The organism is Novosphingobium sp. HNCC26DJ243 (genome assembly GCF_057180545.1).
The window spans coordinates 141,065-164,668 of sequence record NZ_JBXUGN010000001.1 but is presented as its reverse complement, the minus strand read 5'-3'; the positions used below and the strand labels follow the sequence as shown (position 1 = coordinate 164,668).

Below are 23,604 nucleotides of genomic sequence, written 5' to 3'. Positions count from 1 at the left end.
ATCGTACGATTGAAACAGGGACTAATCAGGGTCGTGCGCTCTGTCGAGCCGCGACTTCACCGCGGGTTGCGAAACCCGCGTGACCGGAGCACGGCTTCAAGACGTTCGGCGCCGCCATGATCGCCCGTTGCATCGCGCCCGAATGCCAACAACTTCATCGCCTGGGGGTTTGCGGGGTTCTGACGCAGAAACCGTGCAACCATCTCGTTTGCCTGCCGCGAGCGTCCCAGCGCACGCAATACGTGATCGATGCGCACAAGCGTGGGCAGATTGAAGCGAATCAGAGCGGCTCGACCATAGCTGTCGAGCGCGCCGACCTTGTCACCGGCCATCAGCCGGGCATCACCGGAGAGCAACCAGGCTTCGGCTGCGCCGGGATTGGCAAGGCGCAGGCGATCCGCGACAGCTATCGCGCGCTGATCATCCCCGGCGCCGATCAGCCCGCGAATATAGGGAACCGCGTTCCCCGCAAAATTGGGCGCATCGGAATAGTTGAGCGCGAGCGCGCCGAGTGGCTGGCCGGTTGCGATGCCTTCCGGTCCGTACTCGCCCATCTGGGTCGACTGCGCGAGCAGCCTCGCCCCCTCGGCCTTGCGTCCGGTTTTGGCCAGCGCATGGCCCGTCACAGCGAGAAGGTAAGGCGGCGCTCCGATCTGCTTGGGCCAGAACCCTGCTACCTCGATTGCCTCCGAGTTGAGGTTTTGCCGTTGAAGCGATCGAACAAGCAGCATGCGCACTTGCAGGTTGTCCGGCTGCATTCTCAGCAAACGGTCGAAGTGCCCTACGGCAAGATTGGCGTTTCCGGCGCGATACTCGAGTATGCCGTTCAACATGATCGCCGCCGGCATGTCGCGCAGCGCGGTACCGGTCTTGAGCAGGATCTGGCGCGCAAGGTTGGTCTGTCCGGCGCGCGCTGCCAGAACGGCCTGCAGGTAAAGCGCGCGAACGTTGCCGCGATCGATTTCCGCCAGCTTGCGGCATACGACAAGCATTGCCTTGTACTGGCCCATGTCGCCGAGTGTCGCAGCATATTCGCCAAGCAGGCCGGGATCGTTGGGCGCGGCGCGCAAGCCTGCCTCGAACCAGGCAAGGGATGCGTAGAGGCCGAACTGTTCGCGGATGAGCAGGCCCCGCAATTCAAGCGCACGGGGATCCCTGGGCGCCAGCTGGATGGCGCGTTCCGCCGCTTCGATGGCCTGGGCCTGCTCGCCGCCGGTAAAACGCAGGCGGGCAATGTCGACCCACAACGGGGCATAGTTTGCATCTATCCGCAAGGCCCGATCGAACGCCCTGCCCGCTTCAGGCAAGTGTTGCTCTGCCAGTTCCAGCCGTCCGCGCAAATGCCATCCGCGGGCCGATGTTCCTTGGGCAAAGTCGCCGCCATAAAGCACCTGCCGCGCCTCACGGCGATCGCCCTGAAGCAGCAGGGCCTCGCCGAGATCGGCGCGCACATCATCGACCGAGGTTCCACGCCTGATGGCCTCGCGCAAGGGCGCCTCGGCAGCAATCCCATCGCCCTTTGCGATCGCTGATCTTGCCTTGGCAATGGCGTCGGCAGGCACGTCTCCGCGCGCTGGCACCGCAGCCAGCAGCACCAGCCCCAAGGCGGTTCCGAGACGCTTAGTTCTGGAGATCGTACTGCTTGAGCAGGTCATACAGGGTCGGTCTGCTGATTCCGAGCAGGCGGGCGGTGCTGGAGATGTTGCCTTCGCTGCGAGCCAGTGCATGACGGATGACCTTGCGGTCGGTGGCTTCTCGCGCAGACTTCAGATTAAGCGGAGAGGCTTCGTCCTCGCTTGCTCCCGGCAGGTCGAGGTCGGCCGCTGTAACGAGCTTGCCATCAGCCATGATCACCGCGCGCTTCACGCGGTTCTCGAGTTCGCGCACATTGCCGGGCCACGGCCAGCCGTCGATCGCGGCAAGGGCATCGGGAGCAAGGCCCTTTACCTGCGGATTCATTTCCTTGGCGAACCGTATGAGAAATGTCTTGGCAAGCAGGGTCGCATCGCCGGGCCGTTCGGCAAGGCTGGGAATGCGCACGACGATTTCGGCTAGGCGATAGTAAAGGTCCTCGCGGAAGCGTCCCTCCGCGATCATCGCCTCGAGGTTCTGATGGGTCGCGCAGACAATGCGCGTATCGACCTCGATCGAACGACGCCCGCCGATGCGCTCGATCGTGCGTTCCTGCAGGAAGCGCAACAGCTTCACCTGAAGCTGCAGCGGAATGTCGCCAACTTCGTCGAGGAACAGCGTGCCGCCGCTGGCTTGTTCGATCTTGCCCTCGGTGGTCTTCACCGCACCCGTGAATGCGCCTTTCTCGTGCCCGAAAAGCTCGCTTTCGAGAAGGTTTTCCGGAATCGCCGCGCAATTGATCGCAACAAACGACCCGGCCGAGCGGATGGATGCATCGTGAAGTCCGCGCGCGAGCAATTCCTTGCCGGTGCCGCTCGCCCCGAGCAGCATGACCGATACGCTGGTGTTGGCGACGCGTTCGATCGTGCGGGCAACCTTGACCATCTCGGGCGCGGCGGTGATCATCCGCCCAAGCACCTTGTTGTCAGAGGTCGCACGGGTGGCGAGTGTGCGGTTCTCGCTCTCGATTCGCGACAGGTGCAGCGCGCGACGGACGATCAGGCCGAGCGCGTCGATATCGACCGGCTTCTGGTAGAAATCGTAGGCGCCCTTCTCGATCGCCATGAGCGCACTTTCGCGCGCGCCATGGCCCGAGGCGACGATCACCTTGGTCTGCGGGCGGAGCGCCATGATTTCATCAAGCACGGCAAAGCCCTCGGTGGTGCCGTCAGGGTCTGGTGGCAGGCCGAGATCAAGCGTGACGACGGCAGGCTCTTCCGAACGCAACAGGGCAAGCGCGCTGCTACGGTCGCCCGCGATGAACACGTCGAAATCCTCGTACGCCCACTTCAGCTGTGCCTGGAGGCCGGGGTCGTCCTCGACGATCAACAGCGACGGGCGCTGTCCGGGCTTGGCTTCACTCATCATGCTACCCTCTTGTCCGGGCCCTTTGCGGTCCCGTCGATGGAATCGATCAATGGTTGGGCGGCTGCCAGCGGCAGGCGCACGGTGAACCGGCTGCCCAGTCCTTCGCGGCTCTCCACCTCAAGCCGTCCACGCATGGTCTTGACAAGTTCACGCGCTTCATAGGCGCCGATGCCGAAGCCTCCCTGCTTGGTCGAAACGAACGGCCGGAACAGGCGATTGCGGATGAACTCGGCGCTCATCCCGCAGCCGGTGTCGATGACCTCGATAGTGCCGTAGAGCCCGTCGGCGTTCGCTTGCAGAAACACCGCCATACCTTCCGGGCTGGCGTCGATGGCATTCTGGACAAGATGCAGCACCACCTGTTCAAGCGCTTCGCGATTGGCAAGCACGCGGCACGGGGCGTCCTGCGTGACATGGACCTGCGGCAGGCCCGGCGCATTATATCGCGCCGCGATCTGGCGTACGACTTCGCTGGCGTCGATATCCTCGATGCGCTCATTGCCGTTCGCGCCGTAGCGCGAAAGGCGCGCGATCAGTCCATTGAGCTTGTCGGCGGAGTTGCGCAGCGTGATCAGCATGTCGGCGCGGAACGCCGGATTTTCGGCATGCTTTTCGGCATTGCGCGAAAGCAGGCTGAGCTGGCTGGCAAGATTCTTGATGTCGTGCATCACGAAAGCGATCCGGCGATTGAACTCGTCGAAGCGGCTCGCCTCGAGCAGGGCTGACTGCCCCGCGTGCTCGGCCAGATAGCTCGCAAGCTGCATGCCCACGACCCGAAGCAGGTCGAAGTCTTCCCAGTCAAGCTTGCGTGCGACGATGGGGCGTCCCAGCACCACCAGTCCGACAATGCGGTCGAAATGCAGCAGGGGAACGAGAGCCCAGGCCGAGTGCTCTTCGATCAGCCACGCGGGAACCGAATGTCCCTCGCCCTGATAGTCGATGCCCGCGCGAACTTCGTCGAGATCGACGATGAAGCCACGTTTCTCGAAAAAAGTAGCTTCAGTGGCAGAAACCGCTGCGGCGGGCACGTCCGCCGTCGGCCACTGCCAGCGGGAGGCAAGCACCAGCTCACCGCTTTCGGAAGGCACCAACAACAGGCCGGAAGGGCTGTCGGTGATATCCGCCACTGCCTGGACGACGCGCTCGTGCAAGGGCGGAGCATGGGCACCTGCGCGACCGATGGTGCGCGTAAAGCGCAGCCATTCGGCGCGATAGTCATAACGATGCTGGAAGAAGTGCTTGGCCAGCATGACCTTGAGCCAGCCGCGCACGCGACCCGACGGCAGGATGACCACGATCAGCACGCTGCTGACGAAAATGAAGCCGAGTTGGGCAAGCTGACTCGAGTTGCCGCCAAGCCACGCAAGCGATTGAGCCGCGCCCACCATGAGAATCATGTATCCGCCGATCACCAGCAGCGACAGCGACTGGAACGCCACCGCGCGCGAGGGCGAGAAGCGCAGGGCTGACCGACCCCTGACCGCACCGATAACCAGCAGCGCGGCAACGCCGATCTGAGCAAGGCCGCGAAGGGCTGCCAGCTCGACCGGAATGGCCTGTGCCAGATAGGCTATGGTGTAGAGATTGAGATCGTATCCCCAGATCAGCGCCAGTGCACTGCAGGTCCAGCGCAGCGCCATGCGTTGCTGCGCCATGGCACCGGCATAGAGATTGTGGACGAGCACAAGTGCGCCCGTCGCCACCAACAGTCGGAACATGACCGAGATCTGGAAGATCATCGCCTGCGCGGCGGGGTAATAGCCGTAGCGGTACTGCAGCATGAGCAGCAGGGGCTGAAGCGATTCCACAAAGACCACCGCAGCCATTACGGGCCGGATCGGCGCAACGCTCGCGTGTCGACCGTCCCGCGAGAACAGGACGAAAGTCAGTCCCAGCCACGCGAGACTCCGGAAGGTCTCGAACACTTCGCCGACCAGCGTGACATGCCCCGTTCCTGCAACGATCAGCGACCATGCCGCCGTCAGCGAGAAGGCAGCGAGTTCCGCCCTTCCCGACTTTCCGCCTTCGCGCCTGCGCCTGTCCCAGCGCCAGCCGAACAGGATCATGAAGGCAAACGCGGATGCCAGAAACATCCACTGCCCGAAGCCTGACCAGGTAAAGGGGCTGAGCACCGCGATCTCCTCAGCGTGCGCCTTCGTGCCAGAGCACGACGCGCAAGGTCTGGAGGAGGATCAGGAGATCGAGGAAGGGGGTGTAGTTCTTGGCGTAGTAGAGATCGTATTCGAGCTTGTGCCGCGAATCCTCGATCGATGCGCCGTACGGATAGTTTATCTGCGCCCAGCCGGTGATGCCCGGCTTCACCATATGGCGCTCGGCATAATAGGGCAGCTTGTCTTCGAGGTCGGCGACAAATTCCGGGCGCTCCGGACGCGGGCCGACGAAGCTCATCTCGCCCTTGAGGACGGTCCAGGTCTGCGGCAATTCGTCAATGCGGAGCTTGCGAATGATGCGCCCCACCCGCGTGACGCGTGGATCGTTCTGTTGGGCAAATTGTGCGCCGTTGGCTTCGGCGTCGACCCCCATCGAGCGCAGCTTGATGACATCGAACGGCTGGCCGTACAGCCCGACGCGAGTCTGGCGGAAAAACGCCGGCCCCTTGCTGTCGATCTTCACCAGAATCGCAAAGACAATAATCACGGGCAGGGTCAGCGTAAGCAGCAGAAGGCTCGCGACGATGTCGAAAATGCGCTTGGCAGCGCTCGACAGCGCGCGGCCTGATGAGAAGCCATCTGAAAAGATCAGCCAACTGGGGTTTACCGTATCAAGATCGACGCGTCCGGTCTCGCGCTCGACGAAGGTCGAGAAGTCGTTGACGTGGACACCGGTGGTCTTGATCCTCAGAAGGTCCTTGAGCGGCAGCGCGTTGCGCCGCTCCTCGAGTGCCAGCACGACTTCGCTGACGCCGAGATTCTCGACATAGCGCGTGAGGTTGTTGATCGCGTCGCGATGGATCGCCTCGATGACGACCGGGGCAGCGCTGCTCATGCCGACATAGCCCACGATGGCAAAGCCTGCCTCCGGCTTGTCACCAAGCTTGCGCAAGCGTTCGGCACGCGCGCCTGCACCCAGCACGAGAACGCGGCGACGGAATGCAGCCGTGCCGAGCAGCCCGCCCAGCAGGAGTCGGATGAGCACGAGCGCACCCATCGCCAGAAACATCGCGTAGAGCAGGTTTGAGCGCCACAGCGTCTTGCCCGGGAGCACGAAGTAGACGACCGAGAGCGCGATAATGCCAAGGCTGATGGCGACGAGCAGGCGTGCCGTCGCGTAGCGCATGGATCGCAGCGCGTCCGATCCGTAGACCCCCACCGCGATCATCGCCGTTTGCACCAGACCTGCGAACAGGAGGAGCGGTGTCGTGCGCATCGGGAAGAGGCCAGGATCGATGCCGATCTGGTGGGCGCGCAATTGCCAGCCCACCTCGCCCGCGCCGAGGAGCAGAATGAAATCCAGCAACCCCAGCAACAGCACCGAGTGCGGGATATAGTGTTTGAACAAACGGATCATCGGCCTGGCGCTTGTCACCCCAATCGGACCGTGGTGGTCCCTTGTGCCAAGCCTTAGGCACAAAGAGTAAAGCGTCGGTTACCCTGACAACGCAGTCCCTGCGCGAAATCCAAATGTTTTTGCGTTATTTCATACAGATATGGTGCCGACGCAATTTCTTGTGTCGGCACCTTTTACAAGATCACTTGCCGTCAGTTGCATCCTTGGCCGCGTCACCGATCTGCTTTGCTGCCGTGCCGACATCGTCAGCCGCATCAGCGATGGCACTGTCGCGCGCCGAACGGCTGTCCTGCATCTGCAACAGGAAGTATCCGCCGACCAGCAAAGCGATGACAAGGACCAGCCCGATCAACCAACCGCTCCCACCGCGGCTGGCGGGCCGATCCTGGTAAACGGTCGTGTGGGTATGCGTCGTGCCGTCGGGCTGATTGACTTCGACGATGCGTTCCTCGGTCATGATGAATTCCTGATGAAATTGATATGACTGGAAAACTGCACCGGAACGAACGCGTTCCCCGATGGCTTCGATCCAATTGCGCTGGCAGTGAAATCGCGGGCGTGCCATGCTGTGCCCATGCGGCAGAAAGAATTGCGCACGGCGCTCGTCTGCTATGGCGGCATTAGCCTCGCGGTGTACATGCACGGCGTGACCAAGGAACTGTGGCACGCCACGCGCGCCAGCCGCGCGTTCCACTGCCCCGATGGCGAGAATGTCGGCGGCGTCGAGGGCGTCTACCTCCGTCTGTTCGAGGAAATCGCTCTTTCGCGTGATTTGCGGCTGCGCCTGCTGCCCGACATAATCTCCGGCGCGAGCGCAGGCGGAATCAACGGTGTCTTCCTCGCGCAGGCGGTCGCCACCGGGCAAAGTCTCGAACCGCTTACCGCGATGTGGCTCGAGCGGGCCGACATCGACGTGCTGCTCGATCCCGACGCCAAGCCCTGGAGCCGCTTTGCCAAATTCTGGGCCCAGCCGCTCGTCTGGTTCATCCTCAAGCGCCCCGGAAACGTCGTCAGCAGCACGGTTGCTCCGGGAACCCGCTCCGAAGTGCGGCGCAAGGTTTCGCGCCTGATCCGTGCGCGCTGGTTTGCGCCTCCGTTCAGCGGCATAGGCTTTTCGCGGATGATTGCCGACGCGCTCGACGCCATGGCTGCCACTCCCGAGGGCGCTCCGCTGCTGCCCGAAGGCCATCCAATCGACCTGCTGGTGACCGCGACGGATTTCAACGGGCATCTTGAGGAATTGCGGCTGAACAGCCCGCCCAAGGTCGTGGAAAGCGAGCACCGCCTCTCGATCACGTTTCGGCGGAGCACCGGTGGCGACGGCGTGCGCGAGATGGCTCCCCTGCCCGAGCTTGTTCTCGCAGCACGATCGACGGCAAGCTTTCCCGGCGCTTTTCCGCCGCTGCTGGTCGAGGAGATCGACGGACTGGTCAAGGAACGGGGAACGGCCTGGCCCGGTCGCGACCGCTTTTTCCAGAAAATCATGCCAAGCCACTGGAAGAACGGTGACCTGGCGAGCGTGGCGCTGGTCGACGGCGCCGTGCTCGTCAATCGCCCGTTCGCACAGGCCATCGGCGTGCTGCGCGATCGTCCAGCGCGGCGCGAGGTCGACAGACGCTTCGTCTACATCGACCCCAGCCCGGATCACATGCGGATCGCACCCAAAGGCGGTCGCACAGTCGGGTTCTTCTCGGCCATTTTCGGATCGCTTTCGTCGATCCCGCGCGAGCAGCCGATCCGCGACAATCTCGAGGCTCTGGAGCGCCAGTCACGCCAGCGATCGCGGCTGCGGACGATTGTCGAGGCCCTCCGCCCGGAGATCGAGGAGGCGGTGGAAAGCCTTTTCGGGCACACCCTGTTCTTCGACCGGCCCAATGCGCGGCGATTGACCGGTTGGCGAAACAAAGCGCAGCAGGCGGCCGCCGAGAAGTCTGGCTTTGCCTTCCATGGCTACGCGCAGACCAAGCTCGCAGGAATCGTCTCGGAACTGGCCGATCTGGTCTGCGAGGCTGCACCGCAGTCAGCGCCGCGCGACAAGGTGGAAAATGCGCTCTGGGCGCATCTTGCCGCAAACGGTCTCGATCGGCTTTCGGCGCTGCGCGGCGGAGCGACCGAGCAGGCGATCACGTTCTTTCGCACGCATGACATCGCATACCGCATCCGGCGCCTCAAACTTCTGGCGCGACGCCTGACCCACGAATGGGAGGCAGGTGACGACATCGCTCCGCAGGCACGCGATGCGGCGCGCGACGCGGTCTATCGCGCTCAGGCGCTGTATCAGGGCCGCGAGACGGTCGACGGTCTGGGACCGGGTTTTGCCGAGACGGCAGCACTCGCAACCGTCGATCCCGGAGCGGTGCTGTCCGCCATTGCAACGCGGCGTGATCTCGTGGGGCTCGATCTGCAGGTCGATGCGGTTCTGGTTGCGGCGCTGGAGACGATGGAGAAGCCGCTGCGACGGCGCTTCCTCCACGCCTATCTCGGCTTCCCCTTTTACGACATAGCTACGCTCCCGCTGCTGCAGGGCGAAGGCATGAACGAGTTCGATCCGGTCAAGGTCGATCGCATATCGCCCGACGACGCGACATCGATCCGCAAGGGAGGAACTTTCGCTTGCCTGCGCGGCGTCGAGTTCTTCAACTTCGGCGCATTCTTCAGCCGCGCCTACCGCGAGAACGACTACCTTTGGGGCCGACTGCACGGAGCCGAACGAATGATCGACCTGATCACCTCGACGCTAGACGCCCCTCTGTCGCCGGACGTCATTCGCGACTTCAAGCGCGATGCGTTCCTCGCGATCCTCGAGGAAGAAGACGGCAAACTGATCGCGGAACCCGGCCTGATCTCAGGGATCAGGGCCGAGGTTCTCGCGTCATTTCCAGACTAGAGAAATGCATCCTTGATGCGTTCGAAGAAGCCCTTGGACTGAGGGCATTCCTCGCCGGTTTCCGTGCCCTGGAATTCCCGCAGGATTTCCTTCTGGCGCGCTGACAGCTTGGTCGGGGTTTCGACGTGAATCTCGATAACCAGATCGCCAATGCCGCGACCCTGAAGCACCGGCATTCCGGCACCGCGCTTGCGGAGCTGCTTGCCCGACTGGATTCCGGCTGGAATCTCGATCTCGTGCACCCTGCCATCAAGGCCCGGAATTTCGATCTCGCCGCCAAGTGCCGCCGTGGTGAAGCTGATCGGGCAGCGCGTGAGCAGCGTCGTGCCCTCGCGTTCGAATACATTGTGCCGCTCGATATGCAGGAAAATGTAAAGGTCGCCAGCTGGCGCGCCGAATGGGCCGGCCTCGCCCTTGCCTGCAAGGCGGATGCGGGTGCCATTGTCCACGCCCGCCGGAATATTCACCTGCAGACGCTGCTCGGCATCGACACGGCCTTCACCGCGACAATGCTTGCACGGGGATTCGATGACTTCGCCCCGACCATGGCAGGTCGGGCACGGACGCTCGACCATGAAGAAGCCCTGCTGCGCGCGGACCTTGCCGTGCCCCTTGCACAAGTTGCAACGCCGCGCCGAAGTCCCGGGCGTTGCGCCCGAGCCACCGCAGGGATCGCAGGTCTGCGAAACCTCAACCGCGATCTCGGCCTCCTTGCCGTGAAACGCGTCTTCGAGGCTGACTTCCATATCGTAGCGCAAGTCCGCACCGCGCCGTGCCTGCTGGCGTCCACCGCCACCGAATGCGCCGCCGAAGATCGTCTCGAAGATATCGCCGATGTCGCCGAAGTCACCACCACCGCCGAAACCGCCACCAGGGCCGCCCTGCTGGAATGCAGCGTGGCCATAGCGATCGTAGGCCGCCCGCTTCTGCGGATCGGAGAGGCAGGCATAGGCCTCGTTGATCTGCTTGAACTTCGCTTCGGATTCGGTGCAGCCCGGATTCTTGTCCGGGTGATGCTTCATCGCGAGCTTGCGGAAGGCCGACTTGAGGACCTTGTCATCCGCGGTGCGCTCGACTTCGAGCAGTTCGTAGTAGTCGATCTCGGTCGACATTGCGTTTCCCTGACAAATAACGACCCGCCGCCAGCGCCTCGGCGCGAGCGGCGGGTCTGGTTCATCGCAACATCACTTGTTGTCGTCGACTTCCGAAAACTCGGCGTCGACCACGTCGTCGTCGGCCTTCGGCGCTTCGGCGCCCGGAGAAGCAGCAGCTGCCTGCTCCTTCTCGTAGATCGCCTGACCCATCTTCATGGCCTTTTCTGTGAGGGCCTGTGCCTTGGCGTTCATCGCTTCGACATCACCACCCTCTACAGCCGACTTCGCCTCGGCAATCGCCGCTTCGATTTCGGCCTTGAGCCCGGCGTCGATCTTGTCGCCGTTCTCTTCAAGCTGGCGTTCGGTCGCGTGGATCAGGCTTTCGGCGTTGTTCTTCGCCTCGGCCTCGGCACGGCGCTTCTTGTCCTCGTCGGCAAACTTCTCGGCATCGCGAACCATCTGGTCGATGTCCGCGTCGGAAAGTCCGCCCGAGGCCTGGATGCGGATCTGCTGCTCCTTGCCGGTACCCTTGTCCTTGGCCGAGACGTTGACGATGCCGTTGGCGTCGATGTCGAACGTCACCTCGATCTGCGGAACGCCGCGACGGGCAGGCGGAATGCCGACCAGATCGAACTGGCCCAGCATCTTGTTGTCCTGCGCCATTTCGCGCTCGCCCTGGAAGACCCGGATCGTAACGGCCTGCTGATTGTCTTCGGCAGTCGAATAGACCTGGCTCTTCTTGGTCGGGATCGTGGTGTTGCGATCGATCATGCGCGTCATGATGCCGCCCAGCGTCTCGATGCCCAGCGAAAGCGGAGTAACGTCGAGCAGCAGGACATCCTTGACGTCGCCCTGAAGCACGCCGGCCTGAATGGCTGCACCCATGGCCACGACTTCGTCAGGATTGACACCCGTATGCGGTTCCTTGCCGAAGAAGTCCTTCACCACTTCGCGGACCTTGGGCATGCGGGTCATGCCGCCCACAAGCACCACATCGTCGATGTCCTTGGCGGTCAGGCCGGCATCGGCCAGAGCCTTCTTGCATGGATCGAGCGTGCGCTGGATCAGGCCTGCGACCAGCTTCTCGAGATCGGCGCGCGTGATCGTCTCGACCAGATGGAGCGGGGTGGTCGAGCCACCTTCCATGCGGGCCGTGATGAACGGCAGGTTGATCTCGGTCGTCTGGGCCGAAGACAGTTCGATCTTCGCCTTTTCAGCCGCTTCCTTCAGGCGCTGCAGGGCAAGCTTGTCGCCGCGCAGGTCCATGTTTTCCTTGGCCTTGAACTTGTCGGCCAGGTACTCGACCACAACTGTGTCGAAGTCTTCGCCACCAAGGAAGGTGTCGCCGTTGGTCGACTTCACTTCGAACACGCCGTCGCCGATTTCCAGCACGGAAATATCGAAGGTGCCGCCGCCAAGGTCATAGACCGCGATCGTCTTGCCATCCTGCTTGTCGAGGCCATAGGCCAGCGCAGCAGCAGTCGGCTCGTTGATGATACGCAGCACTTCAAGCCCGGCAATCTGCCCGGCGTCCTTGGTCGCCTGACGTTGCGCGTCGTTGAAGTATGCCGGAACCGTGATGACGGCCTGCGTGACGGTCTCGCCGAGATAGGCCTCGGCGGTTTCCTTCATCTTCTGCAGCGTGAAAGCCGAGATCTGCGAAGGGCTGTAGTCCTGTCCGCCAGCCTTGACCCAGGCGTCGCCGTTCTTCCCCTTCGTGATGGAATAGGGAACCAGCTCCGTGTCCTTCTGGGTCATCGGATCGTCGAAGCGGCGGCCGATCAGGCGCTTCACCGCAAAAATGGTGTTGTCCGGGTTGGTAACAGCCTGACGCTTGGCCGGCTGGCCGATCAGACGCTCACCATCCTTGGTGAACGCGACGATCGACGGCGTGGTGCGCGCACCTTCCGAATTTTCGATGACCTTGGGCGTGCCCCCGTCCATCACAGCAACGCAGCTGTTGGTCGTGCCGAGGTCGATACCGATAACTTTAGCCATGGTTTCCCCAATTCCTTCCATTCAAGACACCGCAAAGGTGAAGCAAGTCCCCCTGCCGGGCAGACCGCCGAATGCGGCTCGATTGACGGCGATATAGGTGCGGTTCCGCTTGGCACAAGGCCTTCGCGCGCTTACCTCGTGCAGCGAATTTGCACGAGGAGTCGTTGATTATGCGCAAGGCTATGTTCGCCGGGCTTTCGATGGTGGCGCTTGCGCTTGCCGGTTGCGGGCAAAACACGGCCGAGCCCTCGGCGACAGCGACGGAAACAGCGGATGCGACGCCCGAGAGCGCTCCGGGCATTACGCTGTCCGGTGCGGTGGTACGCCTGCCGGTCATGGCCGGATCGCCCGGTGCCGCCTATTTCACGGTCTCGCAAGGCAGCGGTGCACCCCGCCGCATCGCGGGCGTCCATGTCGAAGGGGCAGAGCGTGCCGAAATGCACGAAACCGTGACGAAAAATGGCGTGTCGTCGATGAACCCGGTGAAGGACGTGGGCATCGAGCCAGGCAAGACGGTCGAATTCAAGCCCGGCGGCATGCATGTCATGCTGTTCGACATTGCCGACACGATCAAGGTCGGCGGTACGACCGAGATCACGATCACCCTCGACAACGGCGACAAGGCGAGTGTTCCGGCCACGATCGAAGCGATCGGCGGTGCGTCGGGCGATCATGACATGTCCGGCACGGACCACGACATGGGCAAGATGTGAGCCACGAAGGCGGGCGCTGCCCGCCCGGTCGCGAGCGCTGCCTGACGCCTGGCGAGCATGCACTGGCGCGCGAAGTGTTCGGTGACGCCATCGACACCGATATCGTGCGCATCCGCCGCCGTCGCTGGTTTCCGTTCCAGCCGACAGGGACGGTGATGGCACCGATGGGACACCTGCACTTTGCGCCGGCAAGCCCGCATTATGCCGAAGATTTTTCCTGCGCCTCAGCCGCGCAGCAGGGGCTGTTCGTTCACGAAATGGTGCATGTCTGGCAGGCGCAGGTCCATGGTCGCTGGTGGCTTCCGCTGATGCGGCACCCGTTCTGCCGCTATGGCTACACCTACCGCGAGGGTCTGCCGTTCACCCGTTACGGCATCGAGCAGCAGGCCGAAATCGTGCGTCACTGGTTCATGGCAAAGCGGGGCCAACCGTCGCCGGAGGCCCCGCCTTTCGAAAAGCTCGATGCGCTGGTTCCGTTCGGAACCGGAAAGCGTCAGCAGCGCACTTCGTACTCGTAACCGTTGCGGTCACGGCTGTAGCAGCGGTCGCCGTCCTTGCGGATTTGCGATCCACCTGCTGCACCGACAGCGCCGCCAATGGCAGCGCCGGTTGCAATGTCTCCGCCCGTTGCGGCAGCAACGCCCGCACCGGCAGCGGCTCCGAGCGCCGCTCCCTCACCCGTGTAATTGCGAGCGCAGCCGCCAAGGCTGGCAGCCGAACCAAGCATCAGCGTTGCAATCATCAATCTGCGCATGATCTGTCTCCATTGGTTTCGGAGAGGACGCGCCGATCGACAGCCGGTTCCGCCGAATGCGACGAACCGCCCATGAACCGTCGTGCATTGTTGCGCCGAAGCTTCGATGTTGGCCAGTTTTGCCGCGTCCGACGCGCTGGCGATATCTCTCTGGAATCTCTAGTCAGCAGAGGAGACTTAAGACTTGGTTTGCTTAACCCCTGCCACCTCGAAAATCGCATCTGGCAACCGATTCGGCGTCGCTCGACTTGGTCCAGCTTGAGCTTCTGCCTCGGTATCAACGACCATAATATTGACGAGTTTTACGATGCCCTCAGAATTAAATCGCACAATCAGCTCGCGGTAATGCCTGTCCAGATAATTAAGGCCATTATACGCAGCTGTTGCATCATCCATCGGCACGCCATCCGAGATATGGATAAGCAACTTCCTATGAACTGATCTAGACCGCAGCTGTGCGGCCGCCCACTCCAACGCTTCGCCATCAACATTTTCATGTAAAGCCCCGGGATGGCACATCGTTATCCAGTCTTCGCGTTCCAGTGATGCATCGTCAAAATCCTTGTAAACGATATGCCGCAAGGCACAGAGTCGACCGGGGTACGGCTTTTGCGCGGTACCTTTCCACGCCTGGAACGCAGCACCGCCCTTCCAACCAGCAGTTGTGAAACCCAACACCGCAAGCGGAAATCCGAGTTTCTCCAAAACACCGGATACATAGCCCACTGCACCGGCGATCAGAGGCATTCTGTCTTTATTCGACCCAGATTGATCTATCAGAATGACAATCGCAGCGCAGTCTTCGACGACATGATGAAAGTGACATTCGCCGCGAAGAGCCTCGGCTTCTGCCCAAACTGATTCTGCTAGCTCGACCCGATCGGACCAGATTGGAACCTTGATTCCTCGTGGGTTGGAGCTACCCAAAGCGGATAGAACTCGGCCAAGATCACGAGCGCGCACAACCTCGTCGAATTCTTTCGTAAACACCCGATATGGCATGTCCGGACGATCGGGTACGGCATCCGGCCGAGTACGGCGCTGACGAGATTTCACCCCCGCAACGATGAACCAACCGATAAGCAAAATTGTCAGGAGCGGACCGAGAAAGTCACCAAACCTCAGTATCGGATCGAAGCTTTCGCCGCCGCTCAAGGCAAATCAATCCGGCTTCTTCGCCACCGCAACCATCGCGGGCCGCAGCAGGCGGTCCTTGATCATGTAGCCGGCCTGCAGTTCCGAAATGACCGTGCCCGGTTCGGCATCGGCTGATGGCATTTCGATCATGGCCTGATGCTGATGCGGGTCGAGCGGCAGGCCCACCGCGGCGATGCGCACGATGCCGTGCCCTGCAAAGACCTTCTCGATCTCGCGGCCCGTGGCTTCGAGCCCGGCGACGAGGTTCTTGAACTTGTCGTCGTCGCGAAGATCGGCAGGGATGGTCTCGAGCGCGCGGGCGAGATTGTCGGCCACCGAAAGAATGTCGCGGGCAAAGCCGGTCGCGGCATAGGCGCGGGCGTCGGCGACGTCCTTCTCCATGCGGCGGCGCACGTTCTGCGTCTCGGCCTTGGCATAAAGCACGTCCTGCTTTGCGGCCTCGAGATCTTCGCGCAGCCTCGCCAGTTCGTCATCCTTGGCAGGCTGTTCGATCATGTCTTCAGGCACACCCTTCAGTTCCGCTTCGACTTCTGCGTCCGTGGGGCGCGTCTCGTTATCGCTCATTTTCTTGTAAACCCGTCTTGTCCGATGAATTTGCCCAGTGTCTGGGCAGTGAAGTCCACCATGGGGACGACGCGCGCATAATTCAACCGAGTCGGCCCGATAACCCCGACCACGCCGACCACGCGCCCGTCACCATCGCGCCATGGCGATGCAATGACCGACGAACCGGAGAGCGAGAACAGCCGGTTCTCGCTGCCGATGAAAATGCGCGTCGCCTGCGCCTGCCGCGCGGCATCGAGCACTGTCGCGATGGACTCAGCGCTCTCCAGTTCGTCCAGCAGCTGGCGCACGCGCTCGATGTCGTTCAGCGCCGCATCGTCGAGCAGATTGGCTTGTCCCCGCACGACCAGCACGGGCCGCGCCGCCGCATCGAGGCTCCACACCGCAAGGCCGCGCTGCACCAGGTCGGCGCTGGCGGAATCGAGTGCCGAACGGCCGCCCGCGATCTCCGAGCGCACAGCCGCAACGGCATCTGCCAGTGTCCGTCCAGATAAGCGGCTGGTCAGGTAATTGCCCGCCTGCTCCAGCGAAGATGTCGCGACAGGTTCGGGCAAGTCGATGACCCGGTTCTCGATTCCGCCATCTTCGCCAACCAACACGGCAAGCGCGCGAACAGGCGAAAGCGGTACGAAGGAAATCTGTGTCAGACGCGGTTCGCGGCGCGGGACCATCACGACCGCGGCACCTGCCGACAGCGCGGACAGGGCCGAGCTGGCAGCCGCAATGGCGGTCTCGATCGTGCCGCCGCTGACCAGCCCGCGCTCGATCTGTGCGCGCTCGGCCACCGATGGCTCGGCCACTTGCATGATTCCGTCGACGAACAGGCGCAAGCCAACATCGGTGGGCATCCGGCCCGCGCTGGTGTGCGGCGCTGCCAGAAGGCCGGCATCCTGCAGTTCCTGCAACACCGAACGGATCGACGCGGGCGAGAGATTGACCGAACCGGTCCCGGCCAGGGCTTTCGACCCAACCGGATGACCGCTGGCAATATAGCCCTCGACCACAAGACGGAAAATCTCGCGGGCGCGGTCGGTCAGGTCGGGGAGCGTGGGGCCTGTCATCATATGCAATCTATTCACCGCTCTTGCAGGCTCAAGGCCAATGCGCCAGAGGCCATGCAAACTTGCGAGGGAAAATACATGCGACCGTCAGGACGCGCGCCAGATGAAATGCGCGCCATCACCGTTGAAACCGCCTTTACCAAGCATGCCGAAGGCTCGGTGCTGATCGGCTTTGGCGATACCAAGGTTCTCGTCACCGCCTCTGTCGAAGAGCGCGTGCCGCCTTTCATGCGCGGCAAGGGCGAAGGCTGGGTCACGGCTGAATACTCGATGCTCCCCCGCGCCACGCATACCCGTGGCAGCCGTGAGGCAGCCAAGGGCAAGCAATCGGGCCGCACCCAGGAAATCCAGCGCCTGATCGGCCGCTCCCTGCGCGCGGTGACCGACCTCAAGAAGCTTGGCGAACGCCAGATCACGCTCGATTGCGATGTGATCCAGGCTGATGGCGGCACGCGCACCGCCTCGATTTCGGGCGCGTGGATCGCGCTGCGCCTCGCCGTGCAGGGCCTGCTCGCCAGCGGCGCGATCAAGGAAGACCCGCTGACCCGCAAGGTTGCAGCGATCTCGTGCGGCATTCACAACGGCGCGCCGGTCCTCGACCTTGACTACATCGAAGATTCGTCGGCCGACGCCGATGCCAACTTCGTGCTGATCGAAGGCGGCCACATTGCCGAGGTTCAGGCCACCGCCGAAGGCGCGACCTATGACGAGGAAGCGCTGCTCCGCCTCCTGCGCCTTGCGCGCATGGGCTGCGACCAGATCTTCGCCGCACAGGAAAAGGCGGTTCGCTGATGCCTGCCCGTCTTGGACCCGGAAAGCTTGTCATCGCCACGCACAACGCGGGCAAGCTCAGGGAAATTCAGGCTCTGCTCGCCCCCTATGGCATGGAATGCCTGTCAGCGGGCGCGCTGGGCCTGCCTGAGCCGGCCGAGACGGGCACCACATTTGTCGAAAACGCGCTGATCAAGGCGCGAGCGGCAGCGCAGGCGTCACAGCTTCCGTCGCTCGCCGATGATTCAGGCCTCTGTGTCGACGCCCTTGGCGGTGCACCCGGCGTCTACACCGCCGACTGGGCCGAAGCCGCCGTGTTCGAAGGTGGGCCGCGTCGCGACTGGTACATGGCAATGGGCAAGGTCGAAGGCAAACTCGCCGAACTCGGACCCGATGCCCCGCGCGGCTGCCACTTCGCCTGCGTCCTCGCCATAGCCTGGCCGGACGGCGAATACGTCGCCTACGAAGGGCGCGCCCCAGGCACGCTGACATGGCCGCCGCGCGGCAAGCTCGGCTTCGGCTACGATCCGGTGTTCGTGCCCGTGGGCGATATCCGCACGTTCGCCGAACTCGATCCGGCCGAAAAGCACGCGATCAGCCACCGCGCCGATGCCTTCGCCAAGCTGGTCGCGGAGCAGTTTTCGGCCTAAGGCGGGCCAATGGCACTCGCCCTCTACATCCACTGGCCGTTCTGCCTCGCAAAGTGCCCCTATTGCGACTTCAACAGCCATGTCCGTGAGCGGACCGACATCGCCGCGTGGGAAGCGGCTTTGCTGGCTGACATGCGCCATGAAGCGACGTTGACCTCCGGACGCCCGCTCTCTTCTATCTTCTTCGGCGGCGGGACGCCTTCCCTGATGCCGCCCGCGCTGGTCGAAGCCCTGCTGCGTGAAGCCGAGCGCCTTTGGGGCTTCGCGCCCGGAATCGAGATCACGCTGGAGGCCAATCCCAGTTCGGTCGAAGCCGCCAATTTTGCAGCGCTCGCCTCGGCTGGGATCAATCGCGTGTCGCTGGGGCTCCAGGCACTGGACGATAACACGCTGAAATTTCTGGGCCGATTGCATGACGTCACGGAAAGTCTTGCGGCGCTGGAACTTGCGCAAGGGCTGTTCAACCGCGTCAGTTTCGATCTGATCTATGCCCGTCCTGGTCAGAAGCCGGGGCAATGGCAAGCCGAACTCAAGCGCGCTTTAGATTTCGGAACCGGCCATCTTTCGCTTTATCAGCTGACCATCGAACCCGGCACGCGTTTCGCCACGCTGGTTCGCGAAGGCCGCTTCACTCCGCTCGACGAAGATGCCGCCGCGGACCTGTTCACGCTGACGCGGGAAGTGACCGCCGCGGCCGGCCTCCCGGCCTACGAGACGAGCAATCACGCGCGCATCGGCGAGGAAAGCCGCCACAACCTCACTTACTGGCGCTATCAGGACTACGTCGGCATCGGGCCCGGCGCGCATGGGCGCAGGCTGGGCCAGGCGACGGTTCGCCACCGCAAGCCGGAGAACTACCTTCGCGCCGTCGGCGAACAGCGCCACGGAATATCTGAGGAACGCTCCCTTGCTCCAGCGGATCAGGCGATGGAGGCCGTGCTGATGGGCCTGCGCCTTACCGAAGGAATCGAACCAGCCGCGCTGGCCAGCCGCTTTGGATTCGCCGAAGACGAACTGATCCATCCGGCCAAGCGCGCATTCCTTACCCGGATCGGCCATCTGCACGACACGGATGGGCGGCTGAAGGTGACCGAGCAGGGCGCGCCACTGCTCGAAGCCTTGCTGGCAGAGCTTGTCCCCGACACACTCGTCGGCGCATGACGGCGGCAGATATCCTCGAAGCCTGGCACGATTATCTCGCGCTTTCGCGGCGTCGTTCGCCGCACACCGTCCGCGCCTATGCGGCCACCGCAGCCCGGCTGCTCCACGCGCTTCCTTCGGGGCAGGACTGGCAGTCGATCGCGCGGCTTGATGCGGCAATCTTGCGGAGCCATCTGGCAGAGCGCCGAGCCGACGGCCTCGGGAATGTCTCCGCCGCGCGCGAGCTCTCGGCTCTGAAGACCTTCATCGCTTTCGCGCGCGAGCAAGCGGGGGATGATGAGCCCAGCCGTCCGCGCTTGCGCGGCCCACGTGTCAAGAAGGGCCTGCCACGCCCGATCACGCCCGACGAAGCCGTCAACCTTGCCGAAACCGTGGCCGACGACGCTTCGGAACCGTGGATTGCGGCGCGGGATCGCGCAGTCTTGCTGATGCTCTACGGCGCAGGAATGCGCATTGCCGAAGCCCTCGCCCTGCCCGCTGACATGCTGCCTCTTGGCGAGACGATTACCATCACCGGCAAGGGTGGCCGCCAGCGCGTTGTCCCGCTCCTGCCGATCGTCCGTGTCGGCGTGGACGACTACGTGCGCCAGTGCCCTTGGCCACTTTCCAAGGATCAGCCTCTGTTCCGCGGCGCCAAGGGCGGTCCGCTTTCGCAGGGCATGGTTCAGCGCGCCGTGGCGCGTGCGAGAACGGTGCTGGGCCTCCCCGCCACGGCGACGCCCCACGCCTTGCGCCACTCCTTCGCCACGCACCTGCTAGGCGCAGGGGCCGACCTGCGCTCCTTGCAGGAACTGCTCGGCCACGCGAGTCTGTCATCGACGCAGATCTACACCAAGGTCGATGCGGCCACCCTGCTCGACGTCTACCGCAACGCCCATCCGAGGGCCTGAGCCTGCACCATCCTACTTGCGCGCCGCCCGGTCGTCCTTGAGCTTCTTGTCAGCCCATTCGATGAAGTCCTTGGTGAAGGCCTCGCGCAATTCGGCCTTGGCTGGTTCGACCATCTCCGCACTCTTTGGCGGGAAGACCTCCAACGGGTTCTTTACCGCGCCGACGGAACTGATTGGCGCCCCGCCCTTGCTGAAGTCGCGGAACTGCGTGCCGACGAGCAGGTTGCTGCCGTACATCATCGCCTTGAAGTAGAACACGCTGGACAGGATGAACTCGGCGTAGCAGGGCGCGGTCGACGAGGTAATGCGCCTGCCCGCCTTGAGATCGGCATTGAGCGCCTTGATCTTCGCCTTGAGCGCCGGATCGGCCTTGACCGCCTCGTTCGCCGGCGTCGGCGGCTCGACGATCACTTTCCAGTCCTGAACGCCCAGCCGTGTGCGGTAGTTGATCTTCTCAAGTTCGGCGAGCTGGATCTCGGGACCGAGATAATCCTTCATCAGGCTTTTGACAGTTGCGACCTTGTCCTTGTGGGTTGCCTGATCCGCCACCGCACCGACGATGCCAAAGCCACTCAGCAGACCGCTGTTGAAACCGATGTAGTTCTCGGTCGGAAATACGTGCAGTTCGCATGTCTGAGCGTCAGATGCAGGCGCCACTGTCGTTGCTGCCGTCTGGTCCTGTGCCATGGCGCCAGTCGTCTGGCCAAGGCAAAGTGCTGCCATCGCGAAAACCAATCCTGATTTCATGTTCCCCGTCCTCTCCTGCGGCACAGATGTACCGTCCCCCGGAACTGGATCGGGCAATGTTACAGGCTTGGCAAGAGGGGCTGACGATGCCGCCGTCAGGTGCCGGTAATGGCGCGAGGCAGCCTGAGCACTGAAAGCAAACCGCCGAGGTCCTCGCTCTCGCGCAGTTCCACATTGCCTCCGTAAATCTCGGCAACGTCGCGCACGATGGCAAGGCCGAGGCCGGTTCCTGGCTTTCCGGTATCGAGCCGCGCGCCACGGTCGAAGATGCGCTCGCGCGCGTCTTCCGGAATGCCCATCCCGTCATCTTCGACCCAGATTTCGCAGAACTTCGGGTCGGCCGGTGCCGCATCGATGGTGATGAACACCGAACCGCCGCCATACTTCGCCGCGTTCTCGATCAGGTTGCCGAGGATTTCGTCAAGGTCCTGCCGTTCGATCGAAACTTCGGCGGCGCGGTTGCCGTCCATGTCCAGTCTCACTTGCGGGTAGAGGCGCGTCACGGCGCGCTCCACCGCCTCGGCGCTTTCCCAGACCTGCGAGCGTGAGAGGCCCACCGCGCGGCGGCCAACTGCTCTAGCTCGCGCCAGATGATGGTCGACCTGCCGGCGCATCACCGCCGCCTCGCGGATCACGGTATCCGAAAGGTCAGGCGCCTTCGCGGTCGCCGCATTCATCACCACGGTCAGCGGCGTCTTGAGTGCGTGGGCCAGATTGCCTGCGTGCGTCCGCGCCTCCTCGGCCTGCCGCTCGGAATGTTCGAGCAGCGCGTTGAGCTCCTGCACCATCGGCTGGACTTCGAGCGGGAGCGGATCGGTCACGCGGCTGGCACCACCCTCGCGCATGCGGGCAATCGCCTTGCGCACGCGGCGCAAAGGACCCAGTCCGTAATATGTCTGCAAGCCGGCCATGACAAACAGGCCCAGGCCAAGAACTAGGAACGACCAGATCAGGATCGACCGGATGCGGCGGATCTGGGAATTGAGTTCGCCGCGACTGGCCGCGACCTGGAATTCCCAAAGCGTGTTGGTCCCGGGCAGGATCACCGAACGCTTGATGATGCGCAGCGGCTCACCATCGAACTGGTCGCTGTCCTCGATAAGGGGATCGACATTGTTCTGGTCGGCGTTCGTACGGAGCGAGCGATCCCATAGCGAGCGCGAAGGGAAATCCTCATGCCCCTGCCCTGAGATCTGCCAGTAAAGGCCGCTATTGGGTTCGAGAAAGCGCTGGTCGCCCAAGGGGCGGTTGAAGAACACCTCGCCGTCGGGCCCGATCTCGGCCGACGCAACCATCGCCGTCAGCATGTAGCCGAGCTGCTCGTCGAAATTGCGCGTGACGAGACCGGTCAGCGTCTGGTCGAGCGCCAGCCCACCGCCCACCAGCAGGATCGTGATCCAGGCAGACGCAATGAGCAGCATGCGCCGCGCCAGCGAGCCGGTGTGCGGTGCCGGCACATCGACGGCGCGCTGGGACGGAGCTACGCGTTCAGGCCTGCTTTCGGCCACGTGTTACCCCCGGCCGGGGCCAGCCGGATCGTCAAGGCTGTAACCGAGCCCACGGATCGTGGTGATGACGTCGGGCCCGAGCTTCTTGCGGATGCGCGTGACGAACACTTCGATCGTGTTCGAATCGCGGTCGAAATCCTGATCGTAGATATGTTCGATCAGTTCGGTGCGGCTGACGACCTTGCCCTTGTGATGCAGCAGGTAGGACAGGAGTTTGTACTCCTGCGCGGTCAGTTTCACCGGCTCGCCATCAAGGGTGACGCGGCCAGAGCGCGTGTCGAGGCGCACGCCACCGGCGGTGAGTTCGGACGACGAATTGCCAGAGGCGCGGCGGATCAGCGCGCGCAGGCGGGCGATCAGTTCCTCGGTCTGAAAGGGCTTTGCAAGGTAATCGTCGGCGCCGGCATCGAGGCCCGCCACCTTGTCCGACCACGAATCACGCGCAGTCAGCACAAGGACCGGAAACTTGCGTCCTTCCTTGCGCCACATGCCCAGCACGGTGAGCCCGTCGATCTCGGGCAGGCCGAGGTCGAGGACGACCGCGTCGTATTCCTCGGTCGATCCCATGAAGTGCCCGTCCTCGCCATCGGTCGAAAGATCGACCGCATAGCCCGTGTGCTCGAGCGTGGACTTCAGCTGCTTGCCGAGAGTGGGTTCATCCTCGACGATCAGGATGCGCATGGAATTCTGTCCCCTGCTGGACGCGACGATCGCGCCGAAACTTGTTCATGTAGATGGGGCGACAAACATGAACGGTCAAGGAACCGGCACGAAAGCTTCGGTTCAGAGGTGAAGTCTCAGCGGGACTCACCCATGATCTGCCCGGTCTTCGCATCGACGTCGACGAATGTTACGCGTCCGTCGCGGATGAACTTGAGGCGATAGACCATCGCCGAGGGATCGTACTCCGGTCCGAGGTACTGCATTCCCGGCTTTGTCGGCAGCACGCGCCGCTCGATGTCGCGCAGCGACCGCACCGCGCCGGAACGCAAGTCGCGACGGACCTCGTTCTGCTCGTCTGGGCGCTGCTGCGCCTGGGCGGCAACAGGAACCATGCTGGCAAGCACTGTGGCAATCAGGGGAACGGTCAGTTTCATGATGTCGGCATGCATAAGGCCAA

At 63.1% G+C, this 23,604-nt stretch carries 22 protein-coding genes; 7 read left to right on the top strand and 15 right to left on the bottom strand.

The window, feature by feature from the left end; all coding sequences use genetic code 11:
* Positions 1 to 56: 56 nt before the first annotated feature.
* From AC2A04_RS00845 to AC2A04_RS00825, 5 genes are all read right to left on the bottom strand, one after another.
* Positions 57 to 1,595 carry a tetratricopeptide repeat protein gene (locus AC2A04_RS00845; protein WP_484211662.1) on the bottom strand — a complete coding sequence of 513 codons (1,539 nt, stop codon included), beginning with the start codon at positions 1,593 to 1,595 and terminating at the stop codon, positions 57 to 59.
* A gap of 25 nt (positions 1,596 to 1,620) precedes the next feature.
* Positions 1,621 to 2,997 carry a PEP-CTERM-box response regulator transcription factor gene (gene prsR / locus AC2A04_RS00840; protein ID WP_484210422.1) on the bottom strand — a complete coding sequence of 459 codons (1,377 nt, stop codon included), beginning with the start codon at positions 2,995 to 2,997 and terminating at the stop codon, positions 1,621 to 1,623.
* On the bottom strand, positions 2,997 to 5,132 hold the full coding sequence (prsK, locus tag AC2A04_RS00835; protein WP_484210421.1) for an XrtA/PEP-CTERM system histidine kinase PrsK: 2,136 nt from the start codon (positions 5,130 to 5,132) through the stop codon (positions 2,997 to 2,999). Before prsK ends, prsR begins: the two co-directional genes overlap by 1 nt.
* 10 nt (positions 5,133 to 5,142) lie before the next feature.
* Positions 5,143 to 6,528, bottom strand: a complete 1,386-nt coding sequence (locus AC2A04_RS00830; protein WP_484210420.1) for a TIGR03013 family XrtA/PEP-CTERM system glycosyltransferase — start codon at positions 6,526 to 6,528, stop codon at positions 5,143 to 5,145.
* 181 nt (positions 6,529 to 6,709) lie between these two features.
* Positions 6,710 to 6,985: a hypothetical protein gene (locus tag AC2A04_RS00825; RefSeq protein WP_484210419.1), complete on the bottom strand. Its 276-nt coding sequence runs from the start codon at positions 6,983 to 6,985 to the stop codon at positions 6,710 to 6,712.
* Positions 6,986 to 7,102: 117 nt separating this feature from the next.
* On the opposite strand from AC2A04_RS00825, the gene AC2A04_RS00820 reads away from it, so the two are divergent.
* Entirely contained in the window at positions 7,103 to 9,415 is a 2,313-nt protein-coding gene (locus AC2A04_RS00820; RefSeq protein ID WP_484210418.1) for a patatin-like protein, read from the top strand.
* On the opposite strand, the gene dnaJ is transcribed toward AC2A04_RS00820, so the two are convergent.
* Both dnaJ and dnaK read right to left on the bottom strand, forming a co-directional pair.
* A complete protein-coding gene (dnaJ, locus tag AC2A04_RS00815; protein WP_484210417.1) occupies positions 9,412 to 10,527 on the bottom strand; it encodes a molecular chaperone DnaJ in 1,116 nt (371 codons plus the stop codon). The two genes, AC2A04_RS00820 and dnaJ, sit on opposite strands and share 4 nt — an antisense overlap.
* Before the next feature lie 72 nt (positions 10,528 to 10,599).
* Positions 10,600 to 12,507 carry a molecular chaperone DnaK gene (gene dnaK, locus AC2A04_RS00810; RefSeq protein WP_484210416.1) on the bottom strand — a complete coding sequence of 636 codons (1,908 nt, stop codon included), beginning with the start codon at positions 12,505 to 12,507 and terminating at the stop codon, positions 10,600 to 10,602.
* Positions 12,508 to 12,677: 170 nt separating this feature from the next.
* Here dnaK and AC2A04_RS00805 point away from each other — a divergent pair, with 170 nt between their 5' ends.
* On the top strand, positions 12,678 to 13,220 hold the full coding sequence (locus AC2A04_RS00805) for a copper chaperone PCu(A)C (protein ID WP_484210415.1): 543 nt from the start codon (positions 12,678 to 12,680) through the stop codon (positions 13,218 to 13,220).
* On the top strand, positions 13,217 to 13,738 hold the full coding sequence (locus AC2A04_RS00800; protein WP_484210414.1) for a vgr related protein: 522 nt from the start codon (positions 13,217 to 13,219) through the stop codon (positions 13,736 to 13,738). The genes AC2A04_RS00805 and AC2A04_RS00800 overlap by 4 nt, the downstream gene beginning before the upstream one ends.
* On the opposite strand, the gene AC2A04_RS00795 is transcribed toward AC2A04_RS00800, so the two are convergent.
* The 4 genes from AC2A04_RS00795 to hrcA all read right to left on the bottom strand — a co-directional run bounded on the left by AC2A04_RS00795 (position 13,714) and on the right by hrcA (position 16,757).
* Entirely contained in the window at positions 13,714 to 13,974 is a 261-nt protein-coding gene (locus AC2A04_RS00795) for a glycine zipper domain-containing protein (RefSeq protein ID WP_484210413.1), read from the bottom strand. The two genes, AC2A04_RS00800 and AC2A04_RS00795, sit on opposite strands and share 25 nt — an antisense overlap.
* A 177-nt stretch (positions 13,975 to 14,151) precedes the next feature.
* A complete protein-coding gene (locus AC2A04_RS00790) occupies positions 14,152 to 15,129 on the bottom strand; it encodes a cobaltochelatase CobT-related protein (RefSeq protein WP_484210412.1) in 978 nt (325 codons plus the stop codon).
* Positions 15,130 to 15,135: 6 nt separating this feature from the next.
* Complete coding sequence (gene grpE, locus AC2A04_RS00785) at positions 15,136 to 15,696, bottom strand: nucleotide exchange factor GrpE (protein WP_484210411.1); 561 nt, start codon at positions 15,694 to 15,696, stop codon at positions 15,136 to 15,138.
* Positions 15,693 to 16,757: a heat-inducible transcriptional repressor HrcA gene (gene hrcA, locus AC2A04_RS00780; protein ID WP_484210410.1), complete on the bottom strand. Its 1,065-nt coding sequence runs from the start codon at positions 16,755 to 16,757 to the stop codon at positions 15,693 to 15,695. Before hrcA ends, grpE begins: the two co-directional genes overlap by 4 nt.
* 78 nt (positions 16,758 to 16,835) lie before the next feature.
* Between hrcA and rph the strand changes: the two genes are divergently transcribed.
* The 4 genes from rph to AC2A04_RS00760 are packed head-to-tail and all read left to right on the top strand — an operon-like array spanning position 16,836 to position 20,229.
* Entirely contained in the window at positions 16,836 to 17,549 is a 714-nt protein-coding gene (rph, locus tag AC2A04_RS00775) for a ribonuclease PH (RefSeq protein ID WP_484210409.1), read from the top strand.
* Complete coding sequence (rdgB, locus tag AC2A04_RS00770; protein ID WP_484210408.1) at positions 17,549 to 18,178, top strand: RdgB/HAM1 family non-canonical purine NTP pyrophosphatase; 630 nt, start codon at positions 17,549 to 17,551, stop codon at positions 18,176 to 18,178. Before rph ends, rdgB begins: the two co-directional genes overlap by 1 nt.
* Before the next feature lie 9 nt (positions 18,179 to 18,187).
* Positions 18,188 to 19,339, top strand: coding sequence for a radical SAM family heme chaperone HemW (hemW, locus tag AC2A04_RS00765; RefSeq protein WP_484210407.1), 1,152 nt, complete (start codon positions 18,188 to 18,190; stop codon positions 19,337 to 19,339).
* The gene (locus AC2A04_RS00760; RefSeq protein ID WP_484210406.1) at positions 19,336 to 20,229 is read left to right on the top strand and encodes a tyrosine recombinase XerC; all 894 of its coding nucleotides are present in this window, start codon (positions 19,336 to 19,338) and stop codon (positions 20,227 to 20,229) included. The genes hemW and AC2A04_RS00760 overlap by 4 nt, the downstream gene beginning before the upstream one ends.
* A 12-nt stretch (positions 20,230 to 20,241) precedes the next feature.
* On the opposite strand, the gene AC2A04_RS00755 is transcribed toward AC2A04_RS00760, so the two are convergent.
* From AC2A04_RS00755 to AC2A04_RS00740, 4 genes are all read right to left on the bottom strand, one after another.
* Complete coding sequence (locus tag AC2A04_RS00755; RefSeq protein WP_484210405.1) at positions 20,242 to 20,976, bottom strand: hypothetical protein; 735 nt, start codon at positions 20,974 to 20,976, stop codon at positions 20,242 to 20,244.
* A 95-nt stretch (positions 20,977 to 21,071) separates the two neighbouring features.
* The gene (locus tag AC2A04_RS00750) at positions 21,072 to 22,397 is read right to left on the bottom strand and encodes a sensor histidine kinase (protein ID WP_484211661.1); all 1,326 of its coding nucleotides are present in this window, start codon (positions 22,395 to 22,397) and stop codon (positions 21,072 to 21,074) included.
* A 90-nt stretch (positions 22,398 to 22,487) separates the two neighbouring features.
* Positions 22,488 to 23,165, bottom strand: a complete 678-nt coding sequence (locus tag AC2A04_RS00745) for a response regulator transcription factor (RefSeq protein WP_484210404.1) — start codon at positions 23,163 to 23,165, stop codon at positions 22,488 to 22,490.
* Positions 23,166 to 23,281: 116 nt separating this feature from the next.
* A complete protein-coding gene (locus AC2A04_RS00740; protein WP_484210403.1) occupies positions 23,282 to 23,581 on the bottom strand; it encodes a PepSY domain-containing protein in 300 nt (99 codons plus the stop codon).
* Between the last annotated feature and the right edge of the window lie 23 nt (positions 23,582 to 23,604).

Coding starts and splice junctions, on each gene's coding strand:
- AC2A04_RS00760 (WP_484210406.1), top strand. CDS start 19,336: ATGACGGCGGCAGATATCCTCGAAGCCTGGCACGATTATCTCGCGCTT.
- AC2A04_RS00755 (WP_484210405.1), bottom strand. CDS start 20,976: ATGAAATCAGGATTGGTTTTCGCGATGGCAGCACTTTGCCTTGGCCAG.
- AC2A04_RS00805 (WP_484210415.1), top strand. CDS start 12,678: ATGCGCAAGGCTATGTTCGCCGGGCTTTCGATGGTGGCGCTTGCGCTT.
- AC2A04_RS00820 (WP_484210418.1), top strand. CDS start 7,103: ATGCGGCAGAAAGAATTGCGCACGGCGCTCGTCTGCTATGGCGGCATT.
- grpE (WP_484210411.1), bottom strand. CDS start 15,696: ATGAGCGATAACGAGACGCGCCCCACGGACGCAGAAGTCGAAGCGGAA.
- dnaJ (WP_484210417.1), bottom strand. CDS start 10,527: ATGTCGACCGAGATCGACTACTACGAACTGCTCGAAGTCGAGCGCACC.
- rdgB (WP_484210408.1), top strand. CDS start 17,549: ATGCCTGCCCGTCTTGGACCCGGAAAGCTTGTCATCGCCACGCACAAC.
- AC2A04_RS00740 (WP_484210403.1), bottom strand. CDS start 23,581: ATGAAACTGACCGTTCCCCTGATTGCCACAGTGCTTGCCAGCATGGTT.
- AC2A04_RS00795 (WP_484210413.1), bottom strand. CDS start 13,974: ATGCGCAGATTGATGATTGCAACGCTGATGCTTGGTTCGGCTGCCAGC.
- AC2A04_RS00830 (WP_484210420.1), bottom strand. CDS start 6,528: ATGATCCGTTTGTTCAAACACTATATCCCGCACTCGGTGCTGTTGCTG.
- hemW (WP_484210407.1), top strand. CDS start 18,188: ATGGCACTCGCCCTCTACATCCACTGGCCGTTCTGCCTCGCAAAGTGC.
- AC2A04_RS00745 (WP_484210404.1), bottom strand. CDS start 23,165: ATGCGCATCCTGATCGTCGAGGATGAACCCACTCTCGGCAAGCAGCTG.
- rph (WP_484210409.1), top strand. CDS start 16,836: ATGCGACCGTCAGGACGCGCGCCAGATGAAATGCGCGCCATCACCGTT.
- AC2A04_RS00750 (WP_484211661.1), bottom strand. CDS start 22,397: ATGCTGCTCATTGCGTCTGCCTGGATCACGATCCTGCTGGTGGGCGGT.
- hrcA (WP_484210410.1), bottom strand. CDS start 16,757: ATGACAGGCCCCACGCTCCCCGACCTGACCGACCGCGCCCGCGAGATT.
- AC2A04_RS00825 (WP_484210419.1), bottom strand. CDS start 6,985: ATGACCGAGGAACGCATCGTCGAAGTCAATCAGCCCGACGGCACGACG.
- prsR (WP_484210422.1), bottom strand. CDS start 2,997: ATGAGTGAAGCCAAGCCCGGACAGCGCCCGTCGCTGTTGATCGTCGAG.
- dnaK (WP_484210416.1), bottom strand. CDS start 12,507: ATGGCTAAAGTTATCGGTATCGACCTCGGCACGACCAACAGCTGCGTT.